The sequence below is a fragment of the Stutzerimonas sp. FeSN7 genome (genome assembly GCF_030263795.1).
GTDB lineage: Bacteria > Pseudomonadota > Gammaproteobacteria > Pseudomonadales > Pseudomonadaceae > Stutzerimonas > Stutzerimonas stutzeri.
This window is the reverse complement of sequence record NZ_JARPMN010000001.1, coordinates 1,165,081-1,178,084: the sequence shown is the minus strand read 5'-3', so window position 1 is coordinate 1,178,084 and position 13,004 is coordinate 1,165,081. Positions and strand designations below refer to the sequence as shown.

The following is a 13,004-nucleotide window of genomic DNA, read 5'->3' as shown; positions in this document are numbered from 1 at the left end:
CGCTGCGCTACTTCCCTTTTCACCCGCTGCCTGCCGCTTGAAGTTCGAGGCCTGACCGATGGACATGGATCTGCTGACCAATATCTTCTACGCCATGATCCGCACCGGTACGCCGCTGCTGCTGGTCGCCCTCGGCGAGCTGGTGTGCGAGAAAACCGGCGTACTCAACCTCGGCCAGGAAGGCATGATGCTGTTCGGCGCGGTGATCGGCTTCATCGTCGCCTTCGCCAGCGGCAATCTCTGGCTCGGCGTGCTGTTCGCATGCCTGGCCGGTGTGCTGCTCTCGCTGCTGTTCGCCATGGTGGCGCTGGGCTTCAACGCCAATCAGGTCGCCACCGGCCTGGCGCTGACCATCTTCGGCGTCGGCCTGTCGTCCTTCGTCGGTGCCAGCTGGGTCGGCAAGCCACTGGCCGGCTTCGAGCCGATCGCCATTCCGCTGCTCAGCGAGATTCCCGTGATCGGCCGCATGCTGTTCGCTCAGGATCTGCTGGTGTACCTGTCCTTCGCACTGTTCGCCCTGGTGGCCTGGGTGCTGCTGAAAAGCCGCATCGGCCTGATCATCCAGGCCGTCGGCGAAAACCCCAACGCCGCCAGCGCCATGGGCCTGCCGGTACTGCGCGTGCGCACCCTGGCGGTGATGTTCGGCGGCGCCATGGCCGGGCTTGCCGGCGGCTACATGTCGCTGGCGTACACGCCGATGTGGGCGGAAAACATGACCGCCGGCCGCGGCTGGATCGCCCTGGCCCTGGTGGTGTTCGCCAGCTGGCGGGTGAGCCGCGTCCTGCTCGGCGCCTACCTGTTCGGCCTGGCCAGCATCCTCCACCTGGTGGCCCAGGGTCTCGGCCTGGCGATCCCCGGCAACCTGCTGGCGATGCTGCCGTATGTGGCGACCATTCTGGTGCTGGTGCTGCTGTCGCGGGATGCGATCCGTACGCGGTTGTACGCGCCGGTGTCGTTGGGGCAGCCTTGGCAGCCGGGGCATTGAGGTTTTTTCGGGCCGGGCTGCGCGGAACCAGGGCGGTTGGCGAGTTGCTTGGGCGCTTGGTTTCGCCCTGCTGGGCGAGTTCCTTTTGGCAATCGCCCGGATGGCCGGCCCCGCCAAAAGGAACCCAAAAAAGCTTCTTCGCATTTCATGGGGACAGGCTGCTTGACACCGGACTGGCAAGTTTGGGTGTTGCTGCCATTTGGTTTGGGCTTGCGCCTTGGTGATCAGGGCACTTACCGAGTGTGCTGACACTTCTGGTTTCGGCCCCCCGGCCGAGTCACTTTCTTGTTGCTTGCCCAACAAGAAAGTAACCAAAGAAAAAGGGCACCCGACATCCGGGTCTGCCCGCTACGCGGCCAGACTTCCCTCCTTCCGGTGCCGCTCCGGGGGCCGTCACGATGGGACGTCCCTGTCCCATCGCTCCTCGCTCGGCGTCCATGCCTCGCGTCCCCCTGCGCGACACCTCCACTCGGCCTCCTGACGGGGAATGGAGTCCGAGTTGCCTGGAAGATCGTTGATGTTTGCTTTGCCTTGGCTTTTTCTTTCTGCACGAACTATCAGGCGACACCCAACGCCCCTTCAGGAGGGTGAGCGGAATCGTTGCGTAGGGGGTTGAGCGGCATGGACGCCGCGAGAGACGCGAAGGGACAGGGACGTCCCTTCGCGGCGTGCCCCTGGAGCGGCGATGGAGAGAACGGACCCGGAGCGAAGCGCAGGGCCGGATGCAGGGGCAAGCGTTTTTGCTTACTTTTTTCGCGACTGAAAAAAGTGAGTCGCCCAGCAGGGCGAAACCAATCTCTCAAGCAACTCGTTAATCGCCAATGAAAGCAAAACTTTCATTCAACACACCCAAACTTGCCAGTCCGGTGTCAATCCTTGCTTCCCCAAGAAAGCGCGATGAACCAAAAGTCTTGCCCCGGCCATCCGGACTGGGCGCCCCCGGTTCGCTACGCGAGACTTCCCTCATTCCATTGCTGCTCCGAGGGTCGCCGCGCAAGGGGACGCGAGGCAGGACGCCGAGCGAGAAACGAAGGCCGGCACCGACACCCAGCGCTCAGCCCGCTTCTCAATCCAGGGTGTACTCAAAGGTACTCACCACCCGCAACCGCTTCCCGATGGTCCGGCCACTGTCCATATCGCTGCCATCGTCATCGATCACCCGAATCACCCCCTGGTTGGCATTCTTCAACCGCCCCAGCGTGGCGCCGGCATCCTCGGCGAAGCGCGTCGCCTGCTCACGGGCGTTGCCGGTGGCGGCCTCGAGCAGCTGCGGCTTGAGCTCGTTGAACCCACGCAGCTGATAACGCGGCCCGGCAAAGCCATTGACCTCGGTATCCAGCTGCACGCCGGCCTGGATCAGCGGATCGACTGCATTGGCTGCCTTGGCCACGGCATCGACGCGCTCGGACTTGACCAGCACCTGCCCCTGGCCGTTGAAGCGCAGCGCCACATCGCGCGACGCCCATTCGCGGGCCAGCAGGTCCTGCACCTGCAACGGCCGCACTTCCAGCTCCTCGTCGCTGAAGCCCTGCTCGCGGAGGAAGTCCAGCACCCGCTGGCGGTCCTCGCTGAGCCCCTGTTGCACCTCGGCGAACCGATCGCCACCACGGCGAAAGCCCAGCGTCCACACCGCGAAGTCGCTCTTCACGTCCATCTCCGCCAGTCCCTTGACCGTCACCGTGCGGTCGGCCATGCGAAAACGCTCCACGCCCTGCCCCACCGACCAGCCGGCGAAGGCCACCGCCGCGGCGATCAACGCCGCCGGCAGAAACCCGATTCGTGCTGTAGCCACACGCTTCTCCCTGTAGAAAACAACCGGACGCCCATGCTACTCCAGCGCCGCGCGAACGCCAGCGACCGACTGCTCAAGCCCGCCCCAGGCGCTGCAGCGCCTCCAGGCGAAAGGCGATGTTCTGCTCCAGCTCGCTCAGCTCGTGCGTCAGGCGCTCGCGCTGCTGCGCATCGCTGCAGGCCTCGAGCTGCTCGCGCAAGGCGGCGCGCCGGGCCAGCAGTTCCACCTCGCGCGGCGGCACGCCGGCACTCTTCAGCACGCTGAACGGCAACCGCAACCCCTGCGGGGTATGCAGCCAGCCCTCGTCGATCTGCAACGGCTCGCCCTTGTCGCGCACGCCGCGCTGCCATTTGGCGATGTCGCGGGCGATGCGCCGCTCGATGTCCTGATCGCTCATGTTCGCTTGCCTCTCTTGTCCCAGCCCGACCATGAAAACCCGCCGGCCGGCGTTTGTCTGCTACCGGCCAGCGCCAGGAGACGGCTTCTGCCGGGCGGCTCGGCCTGTATGATGCTGCCGTGCTGCTGCGAACTTTCGCCGCACCTTTCTATTCTCTTGCTTGACGTCACCGCCATCGACCCGAGGAGCCGCCCGCCTTGCCCAGCCTGAACCTGCAGATTCTCATCGCGGCCTGCCTGGGTGTGGCCATCGGCTGGCTGACCGGTACGCTGCCGGCCGATGCGCCCGTGCGCGAAGGCGTGCTCTACGCCAGCACCCTGCTTGGCAGCATCTTCATCGGCCTGCTGAAAATGGTGCTGATTCCGCTGATCTTCACCTCCATCGTCGTCGGTGTGGCCAACCTGCAGGCGCATCACCAGGTGCATCGGGTGTGGGGCGGCGCGCTGGTCTACTTCACCCTCACCACCAGTGCGGCGATGCTGGTGGCGCTGGTCGCGGCGAACCTGTTCAAGCCGGGCGCGGGGCTGTCGCTGGACCTGTTCGCCGAGGCGATGAACGACTTCGAGGCGCGCCAGCTGACGCTGCCCGAGTTCTTCCTGCACTTCTTCGCCAACCTGTTCCAGAATCCCTTCGCCGCGCTGGCCAACGGCAGCATCCTGGCCGTCGTGGTGTTCGCCATGTTCATCGGCATCGCCCTGGTGGCCGGCGGCGACCGCTACCGCAATATCCTCGTGGTGCTGCAGGAATTTCTCGAGCTGATGATGCGCATCATCGGCTGGATCATGCGCCTGGCGCCGCTGGGCATCCTCGCCCTGCTGATCAAGCTGGTGGCCGAGCAGGATGTGGCGCTGCTCAGTGCGGTGGGCGGCTTTATCGTGCTGGTGTTCGCCACCACGCTGTTCCACGGCATCGTGGTGCTGCCAGGCATTCTCTTTCTCACGACCGGCAGGTCGCCGCTGTGGTTCTTCCGCGGCACCCGCGAGGCGCTGATCACGGCGTTCGCCACCAGCTCCAGCGCGGCGACGCTGCCGATCTCCCTGCGCTGCGCAGAGGACAACCTCAAGGTGCGCCCGGGCATCGCCGGCTTCGTGCTGCCGCTGGGCGCGACCATGAACATGGACGGCACCGCACTCTACGAAGCGGCAGCAGCGCTGTTCGTCGCCAACCTGATGGGCATCGAGCTGAGCCTGGCGCAGCAGGCGGTGGTGTTCTTCACGGCGATGATCGCGTCCACAGGCGCGCCGGGGATTCCCAGCGCCGGCATGGTGACCATGGTGATGGTGTTGCAGGCGGTCGGCCTGCCGGCCGAGGCCGTGGCGATCCTGCTGCCGATCGACCGCCTGCTGGATACCGTGCGCACGGCGGTCAACGTCGAGGGCGACATCATTGGCAGTGTGGTGGTGCAGCGTTTCGCCGACCGCGACTAGCCGGCTGTTGAAAAACTACCTGCGTTGCCATCGCCTACGTTTTTCAAGAACCTGCCGAAGAAGAACCCCGGCGCAGCATCAGCTCGACGACTCCTTGCGGGTCTTGGCGATCAGCTCCGGGTCGATACCCCAGCATTCATCCAGATACCAGTCCTCACCGAACATTTCCGCCGGATGCTGGGTGCGGCCCGCGCCGTTGCCACAGGCCATCGAAGTTGCCGGGCAATAGCGGTCGCAACCCCAGCACACACGTTCGGGGTGGGATGGTTCGAGGGGAAATTTCTTGGCCATTGCGCGTGCCTTTCGGGCGTTGTTGCAGTGGCCACAGGCTAAGCCTCCTCGCCGCCGCCAGACTTGATCATGCTCAAGAACGACCGGTATCGGCGCACAACAACTGTATGCCCATACAGATAGTGATTGCCTGAAGCGCCGTTTGTGCACATGCTTCGCGCCATCGACCGCTGCCGTCACAGCCTCCATGCAACTCTATCTCTGCGAAAAGCCTTCCCAGGCCCGCGACATCGCCAAGGTGCTCGGCGCCAACCGGCGTGGCGACGGTTGCCTGCAGGGCGCCGGGGTGACGGTGACCTGGTGCATCGGCCATCTGCTGGAAACTGCCCCGCCGGACGCCTATGACCCGCGCTACAAGCGCTGGGTGCTGGCCGACCTGCCGATCGTGCCGGAGCGCTGGAAGATGCTGGTCAAGCCGAAGACCGCGAGCCAGTTCAAGGCGGTCAAGCGCCTGCTCGGCGAATGCAGCGAGCTGGTGATCGCCACCGACGCCGACCGCGAAGGCGAGATGATCGCCCGCGAGCTGGTCGAGCACTGCCGCTACCGCGGGCCCATCCGCCGGCTGTGGCTGTCGGCGCTGGACGATGCCTCGATCCGCAAGGCGCTGGCTGCGCTCAAGCCCGGCGCCGAGACTTTCAACCTCTACCACGCCGCCCTCGGCCGCTCGCGTGCTGACTGGCTGATCGGCATGAACATGAGCCGGCTGTTCACCCTGCTCGGCCGCCAGTCCGGCTACCGCGGCGTGCTGCCGGTGGGCCGCGTGCAGACGCCGACGCTGCGTCTGGTGGTGGACCGCGACCGCAGCATCGCCGATTTCATCCCGGTGCCGTTCTGGGCCATCGACGTGCAGCTGCTCGCCGATGGCGCCGCGTTCACCGCGCAGTGGCAGGCGCCGGACGACCTTTGCGATGACCAGGGCCGCTGCCTCGATCAGGCTCGTGCGCAGCAGGCTGCGGACGCCATGCGCAACGCCGCCAGCGCTCGCCTGCTGAAGCTCAAGACCGAGCGGCAGCGCGAGGCGGCACCCTTGCCGTTCGATCTCGGCACGCTGCAGGAAGTCTGCTCGAAGAAGCTCGGCCTCGGCGCCCAGGAAACCCTCGACATCGCCCAGGCGCTGTACGAAACCCACAAGCTGATCACCTACCCGCGCAGCGATTGCGGCTACCTGCCGCTGAGCCAGCACGGCGAAGCGCGGGCCATCGTCGCTGCGTTGACTCAAGCCGACCCGACGCTCGCGGCGCTTGAGCCGCATCTGGACCTGTCGCGCCGCTCGCGGGCCTGGAACGACGCCAAGGTCGGCGCCCACCACGGCATCATCCCAACCGCCGCCGCGCGTGGTCTGGAACGCCTGGCCGGGCGCCCGCGTGCGGTGTATGAGCTGATCCGCGCGCGCTACCTGGCGCAGTTCCTGCCCAACCATGAGTACGACCGCACCCAGGCCGACTTCGACTGCGCCGGCCAGGCGCTGCGCGCGGTGGGCAAGCGCGTCGTCGAACCGGGCTGGAAACGCGCCATGCCCGAAGCACTGGCGCCGGCACGGGGCAACCGCGAGGAACATGCGCCGCAAAGCCTGCCAGCCCTGCAACAGGGCGGGGATTACGCGGTGGGCGAGATCACACTCAAGGACCAGCAGACACAACCGCCGAAGCCCTTCACCGAAGGCGACCTGATCAAGGCAATGAAGAACGTCGCCAAGCTGGTGGACGACCCGCGGCTGAAGCAGAAACTCAAGGACACCACCGGCATCGGCACCGAGGCGACCCGCGCCGGGATCATCCAGGGCCTGCTCGACCGCGGCTATCTGGTTCGCCAGGGCAAGGCGCTGGCGGCGACACCGGCGGCGTTCAGCCTGATAGACGCCGTGCCGCGGCCGATCGCCGACCCGGGTACCACGGCGATCTGGGAACAGGCGCTGGACATGGTGCAGAGCGGCGAAATGCCGTTGGAGGAATTCGTCGCCAAGCAATCGGCATGGATGAGCAAGCTGGTCGAACGCTGCGCCGGGCTGCGCATGACGATCAGCGGTCCACCGGTGGCCGCCGGCCGCAACGGCAAACCGTGGAAGAAGAAACGCAGCGCCACGCCACGCAGAGGGAGCGGCGCTCGGACGAGAAAACCGCGCGCGGCCGATTGAGCGGGCCGAGTAGAAACCCACTTGCACCCGTTGGGCGGGCATCAGCCCCTAATAGCCGGCGCTATGCGATCTGCAGCACTTCGTAGCGCTGCAGCTGGCCATGGACGCGCAGTTCCACCTCGTCCCCCACCTCGCGGCCGAGCAGCCCCTGGCCCAGCGGCGAACGCGCCGTGATGACCAGGATCTCCCGCCCGTCATGCTGCAGCTTCAACCCCGCCGCATCCGGACCGAGAAAGAACCAGCGCTCGGCGCCGTCGTGATCCAGGCAGAGCAGCGCACCGACCCGCACCCTGCCATCGGAGCTGACGCCTGCCTGCAGGTTGCGATAGGCGGCGAGCGCTGTCTCGATCTCATGCAGGCGGCGGCGCTGGCCGTCGGCAAGATAGGCCGCCTCCAGACCGCGGGTGTCGTACTTGTTCTCGGCCTTGCTCTCGGCATGGGTGGCAGCCTCGTGGGTCGCGGCCAGTACGGCCTTGGCCACCTCGCGGTCGGCTTCGAGGGTGGCGATGATCTGCTGCTGAAGGGCGCTCTTGTTCATGGGCGAGGCTTATAGCCCGCCGACGCGCCGAAGGGAATGGCACCGTCGCCCTCAGGAACCGCGCCGGGCTCGATCACTTCGTCGGCGAGCCAGGGATTGCGGCCCTCGGCGATCCATTCCAGCGACTCGCGCCAGAAGCCATTGCGATGCCGGTCGTGGAACAGACCGAAATGGCCGATGCGCTCGAAGCCCATCGCGCGAGGATTGAGCTGCACCAGCTGGCGCGGGCTGTTGCGGAAATAGCCGAGCCCGCGGCGCATGGCCGCCGGGGTCGCGAATTCATCGTCGCTGGTGCTTACCGCCAGAATTGGCGCTCGAACCGCACCGAAACGGCTGAACAGCAGCGGATGTTCTTCACGGGGATAGCTGTCTTCCAGTCGCGCACCGCGCTGGGACCACTCCAGCGCGACACCGGCCGGCAGGTCTTCCAGCCAGCCAAGACGGCGACCGGGAAAGTAGCCGACCAGGCGGGTCATCGCCGGCATCAACAGGTGCCACTTGGCGTACATCTGCAGGCGCCGCTCGGCGGCGTAGTCGCGCCAGTAGGCATACTGCCCGGCGACGTTGAGGTAACGGTCCACCTCACCGGCGGCCTCGGCGAAGCCCGGCATGAAGCCGCCGGCGCTGTGCCCCACGGCCACCAGCAGCCCGTGCGGCTCGCGCTCACGCATGAAGCGCACCGCAGCATCGAAGTCGTACTCGCCCCAGTCGCGCCAGCGCATCTTCATGCTGCGCAGGCGCTGCGGCCTCGACCCGCCGATGCCGCGAAAGTCGTAGGTCAGTGCGGCAAAACCGTGCTCGGTAAGAAAGTTCGCGTAGCGTGCGTAATAGCGCGACAGCACACCGGTGGCGCAACTGATGATCACCGCGCCGCGCTCGGCACCGGCAGGCCGCCAGAGCTGTGCCGCGAGGGTGAAACCGTCCGTGCAGTGCAGGGCAACGGATTCAGGCATGGCAAGGACCTTTCGAATTGTTGTGCAGCCACCTTGCCCGGCGCCGCGGATTTTTGCCATAACCTGCCGGCACCTTGCACCGGGCTGGCAGTCTGTTATTACGGCCGCAGCCCCCATGTGACGGCACGGCCGCCCGCCTCGCACGGGCACTCGCGATGACTGTTCCCATGATTTTTGCTGCCCCGACGCCGGCGCCGATGTGCCGTGGCGTCCTGGCGGATCGGAGAAGAAGTACATGACCGGCGAACAGCTGATCGTCTTTGGTGTGCTGGCGGCGACGCTGGTGCTGTTTGTCTGGAATCGCTGGCGCTACGACCTGGTCGCCCTCGCGGCATTGCTGGCCTGCGCGCTGACCGGCGTGGTGCCGGCCGAGGAGGTATTCGCCGGCCTGGGGCATCCGGCGGTGATTTCGGTGGCCGCGGTACTGGTGCTCAGCCGCGGTCTGCTCAATGCCGGCGTGGTGGACAGTGTGGCGCGCCGGCTGATGCAGGTCGGCGAGCGGCCCTGGGCGCAGGTGGCGGCGCTCACCGGGATCGTCGCGCTGAGCTCGGGCTTCATGAACAACGTCGGCGCGCTGGCGCTGTTCATGCCGGTGGCGATCTGGATGTCGCGTCAGAGCGGCCGTTCGCCATCCTACCTGCTGATGCCGCTGGCGTTCGGCTCGCTGCTCGGCGGCACCCTGACGCTGATCGGCACGCCGCCCAACCTGATCATCGCCGGCTATCGCGCCGAAGCCGGCGAGGCGCCGTTCGGCATGTTCGCCTTTTTGCCGGTGGGCGCGGCGGTGACGGTGGCCGGCGTGCTGTTCATCGCCCTGCTCGGCTGGCGACTGGTGCCCCGGCGCCAGGAGCAGGAAGGCAACGGTGATCTGTTCGAGATCAGCGCCTACCTCACCGAAGTTCGCGTGCCGGAAGGCTGCAAGTACGCGGGCCGCACGCTGCACGCGCTGATCGGCGCGGTGGAGGATGAAGCCGATGTGCAGGTCATCGCGCTGATTCGCGGCGACGAGCGCCAGCGCATGCCGTCGACCTACGAGGTGCTGCGCGAAGGCGACATCCTGCTGGTGGAGGCCGACTCCGACAGTCTGAAGGCGCTGCTGGATGTCACCGGCGTCGAGCTGGCGGCCGATGTCGAGGAGCAGGAGAACAAGGCCCGCGACGAGCAGGAGGCCGCCGAGCAGGCCGTCGAGCAAGAGAAGGCCGAGAAGAACCACAAGAGCCGGCACGGCGAACTGACCCTGGCCGAGGCCATCGTCTCGCCGGGTTCCATGCTGGTGGGCACCAGCGCCAGCGGCCTCGACCTGCGCGAGCGCCACGGCGTCAACGTGCTGGCCGTGGCTCGCCAGGGCCAGCGCTTGCGCCAGCGCCTCGGCGAGATTCGCTTCGCCGCCGGCGACATCCTTCTGCTGCAGGCCCGTGAGGATGCCCTGCAGTCGAGCCTGAACAGCCTGGGCTGCCTGCCGCTGGCGTCGCGCGGACTGAGCATCACCACCCCGCGCAACGTGATGCTGGCCAGCGCCATCTTCGCCATCACCCTGGCCAGCATCGCCTTCGGCCTGCTGCCGGCCGCCACCGCACTGGTTACCGGCGCGCTGGTGATGATCCTGGTCGGGCTAATTCCGCTGGGGCGCATCTACGAGAGCATCGACATGCCGGTGATCGTGCTGGTGGCAGCGATGCTGCCGGTGGGCCAGGCGCTGGAAACCACGGGAGGCTCGCAACTGATCGCCGATGCCCTGCTGGAGCTGGGGCAGTCGTTGCCGGCGGCTGCGACCCTGGCGCTGCTGATGGTGGCAGTGATGCTGATCTCCAACGTGGTCAACAATGCCGCTGCTGCGGTGCTCGCGGCGCCGGTGGCGATCAGCCTGGCTCGCGGCATGGACGCCTCGGTCGACCCCTTCCTGATCGCGGTGGCGATCGGTGCCTCCTGCGCCTTCCTGACCCCCATCGGCCACCAGTCCAACACCCTGGTGATGGCGCCCGGCGGCTACCGTTTCGGCGACTACTGGCGGCTGGGACTGCCATTGTCGATTCTGGTGGTGCTTTGCGCGGTGCCGGCGATTCTCTGGATCTGGCCACTCTGAACCGCAATGACGGCACCGGACGGTGCCGTTGCAGCTCGCCGGTCAGCCGGCCTTGAAGCGGCTGACGTTGCCCAGCAGGGTGCCGGCCAGTTCGCTCAGGCGGCTGGCGGTGTGGTGGTTGCTGCCCACCGCCTCGCCGTTTTCCTCGGCCATGCGGGCGATGGTGGTCACCTTCTGGGCGATCTCGGCGGATGCCGCGCTCTGCTCGCGCAACGCGTTGGAAATCTCCGCCACGGTGAACAGCACCTGATTGGCCGCCTCGCGGATGCCGCCCATGGCTTCGCCGGCGCGCTGGGCCCGGGCGACGCCCTCGTTGACCTTGGCCACGCCCTGCTCCATGCCCTGCACCGCCCCTTCGGTGCCTTCCTGGATGGCCGCGACCATCTGTGCGATCTCCTTGGTGGAGTTGGCGGTGCGTTCGGCCAGCTTGCGCACCTCATCGGCCACCACGGCGAAACCTCGGCCCTGGTCGCCGGCACGGGCAGCTTCGATCGCCGCATTGAGCGCCAGCAGGTTGGTCTGCGCGGCGATGTCGCCGATCACCCCGACGATCGCGGAAATCTGCCCGGAGCGCTCGCCCAGCTCGGCGACCGTACGCGCCGAATCACTCACCGAGACGGCGATCTGGCTGATCTCCTCGACCACTGCGGCGACGATCTCGCCGCCCTGGCGCGACAGCTCGCCGGAACGATGGGCCAGCGCGTCGGCCTCGCCGGCATTGCGCGCGATACTCTCGATGCCGACCGTCATCTGCTCCACCGCCGCGGCCATGCTCGATGCCGCATCGCTCTGGCACTGGGATGCCACATGAATCTGCCCCGAGGCGGTCGCCAGGCTACGCGCGGAATCGGCCACATGGTCGGAGTTGCTCTTGATGCTGCCGATCAGCGCGCGCATGGCGCCGGCCATGTCGTTGAAACTGCCGGCCACGTAACGCAGCTCGTCGCGTGCCGCCAGCTCGATTGTGGCGGTGAGATCGCCGGCGGCGAGGCGTTCGCTGCCCTCGCGCAGGCTGCGGATGCTGGTCATTACCGACAGGTAGGCGCCCACCGACAGGTAGCCGATCACCGCCAGCACCACCAGCAGCACGGCGAGGTTGCCGTGCAGCATCTGCCGGGCGTCATCGATGCGCTGTTGCAGCAGCTGATCCAGGTTCGGCAGCAGCACGTCGTACATCTGCGTGTAGGCAATGCCGATCGCCTCGGTGGTCATGTCGAAGAACTGCGCGGATGAGGTGCTGGTGAAATCGCCGCGCAGCACCATGCCCTGCACCACCCGGTCGACCGCCTCGCCACGCTCGCGCAGCGTCGCCATTGCCCGCTGGAGCTGTACTTGCAGCTCCGGACGCTGAGCGATGACCTTCTCCATGCTGCGTTCCATCTCCACCGTGGCCGAGCGGATTTCCTCGGTGATGACGATCAGCGCGGTACGCTGCTCGTCGCTGATCGCGCCCTTGGCCAGCATCGCCGAGGCGCTGCCGCGCAGGCGGCCGAGCCGCTCGATCAGAAACGGCAGGCGGCTGACCGCCGTGGTCATCAGGTAGTAGGTCTGCGGCTCCGGATCGAAGGTCAGGCCGTAGGCGTCCGACAGCAGCGTCTGGAAGTTCAGCAACTGGCCGATCAGCGCGGTGTGCGCCTGGTAGCTCTGTGCCTGCGACCAGCCCTTTACGTCCCGCTTGATCTCGTCCCAGCCGCGACCGATGTCCTGCCATTCGCGCATGCTGCGCTTGTCGTCGGCCAGCACACGGTTCAGCTCCGCCGTCGCGCCATCGACATTGGCCTGCAGCGCGCTTCGGCGATCGGCCATGCCCAGGTTACCGCCCAGCAGCATCGCAGACACGCCGCGGTGCTGCTGGGTCAGTTCCACCAGTTTGGATAACGGTCGCGCCAGAGCGGAAGCCACCAGTTCGTTCTCGGCGCGCTCGATGGTGCGGTTGAGCTGGCTGGCGATGGTCCACATCAGGCTGGCAAAGGCGAGGAACACCAAGAGCCCGATCAGGGCGAACTTGCTCGGATAATTGAGCCGGTTCATCAGCAGTTCGGCGGGGGAAAACACGAGTTTCATGGGGTTGTCCTGGTCGATACGAGATGCCTCTCGAAGCCGGCCGAGTCGCCCGCTCGAGGCAGGGCTAACTGGATGATCGGAACGAGATGAGACTTGGCGCGCAAAATACGGAGGCGACCTCTCGGTCACCCTGACCAAAGTCAAGATCGAGGGTTAAAAAACCGGCGTCAGCCAACCGTCCATCCAATTATCCGATTCCGCGCCTCGGACCCGCACGCCGCCCTCCCCAGGGTCGAACTCCGGCGCGCCGATGCAATCCCACCACCCTGTGATCTCCTTCTTTGGCAGTCGGGCTTTACCTGAGCCCGCAAGCGTGAATAATGCCGCCCCTTTCGACGTG

General features: G+C 66.6%; 10 protein-coding genes. 4 read left to right on the top strand and 6 right to left on the bottom strand.

The genetic code is table 11. From position 1 onward, the window contains the following. Positions 1–58 precede the first annotated feature (58 nt). Positions 59–985: an ABC transporter permease gene (locus P5703_RS05375; RefSeq protein WP_011914010.1), complete on the top strand. Its 927-nt coding sequence runs from the start codon at positions 59–61 to the stop codon at positions 983–985. A gap of 1,066 nt (positions 986–2,051) precedes the next feature. On the opposite strand, the gene P5703_RS05370 is transcribed toward P5703_RS05375, so the two are convergent. Both P5703_RS05370 and P5703_RS05365 read right to left on the bottom strand, forming a co-directional pair. Further along, positions 2,052–2,777 (bottom strand): SIMPL domain-containing protein, encoded by a 726-nt coding sequence (locus P5703_RS05370; protein WP_013983535.1) that lies wholly within the window; start codon positions 2,775–2,777, stop codon positions 2,052–2,054. Positions 2,778–2,850: 73 nt separating this feature from the next. After that, on the bottom strand, positions 2,851–3,174 hold the full coding sequence (locus P5703_RS05365; protein ID WP_048329634.1) for a hypothetical protein: 324 nt from the start codon (positions 3,172–3,174) through the stop codon (positions 2,851–2,853). A gap of 197 nt (positions 3,175–3,371) precedes the next feature. On the opposite strand from P5703_RS05365, the gene P5703_RS05360 reads away from it, so the two are divergent. Then, positions 3,372–4,601 carry a dicarboxylate/amino acid:cation symporter gene (locus tag P5703_RS05360; protein ID WP_125853394.1) on the top strand — a complete coding sequence of 410 codons (1,230 nt, stop codon included), beginning with the start codon at positions 3,372–3,374 and terminating at the stop codon, positions 4,599–4,601. Between the two features lie 78 nt (positions 4,602–4,679). Here the strand turns inward: P5703_RS05360 and P5703_RS05355 are convergent, their stop codons facing one another. After that, positions 4,680–4,892 carry a DUF3079 domain-containing protein gene (locus tag P5703_RS05355; RefSeq protein WP_003300856.1) on the bottom strand — a complete coding sequence of 71 codons (213 nt, stop codon included), beginning with the start codon at positions 4,890–4,892 and terminating at the stop codon, positions 4,680–4,682. 187 nt (positions 4,893–5,079) lie between these two features. On the opposite strand from P5703_RS05355, the gene P5703_RS05350 reads away from it, so the two are divergent. Continuing rightward, positions 5,080–7,026, top strand: coding sequence for a DNA topoisomerase III (locus P5703_RS05350; protein ID WP_045632390.1), 1,947 nt, complete (start codon positions 5,080–5,082; stop codon positions 7,024–7,026). A gap of 61 nt (positions 7,027–7,087) precedes the next feature. Here P5703_RS05350 and P5703_RS05345 read toward each other — a convergent pair whose 3' ends face one another. Next, positions 7,088–7,564, bottom strand: a complete 477-nt coding sequence (locus P5703_RS05345) for a GreA/GreB family elongation factor (RefSeq protein ID WP_014597326.1) — start codon at positions 7,562–7,564, stop codon at positions 7,088–7,090. Next, positions 7,561–8,517 (bottom strand): alpha/beta hydrolase family protein, encoded by a 957-nt coding sequence (locus P5703_RS05340; protein ID WP_045632391.1) that lies wholly within the window; start codon positions 8,515–8,517, stop codon positions 7,561–7,563. The genes P5703_RS05345 and P5703_RS05340 overlap by 4 nt, the downstream gene beginning before the upstream one ends. Before the next feature lie 235 nt (positions 8,518–8,752). Here P5703_RS05340 and P5703_RS05335 point away from each other — a divergent pair, with 235 nt between their 5' ends. Beyond that, entirely contained in the window at positions 8,753–10,600 is a 1,848-nt protein-coding gene (locus P5703_RS05335) for an SLC13 family permease (protein ID WP_279641235.1), read from the top strand. A gap of 42 nt (positions 10,601–10,642) precedes the next feature. Here P5703_RS05335 and P5703_RS05330 read toward each other — a convergent pair whose 3' ends face one another. Then, positions 10,643–12,664, bottom strand: a complete 2,022-nt coding sequence (locus P5703_RS05330; RefSeq protein ID WP_125919437.1) for a methyl-accepting chemotaxis protein — start codon at positions 12,662–12,664, stop codon at positions 10,643–10,645. Between the last annotated feature and the right edge of the window lie 340 nt (positions 12,665–13,004).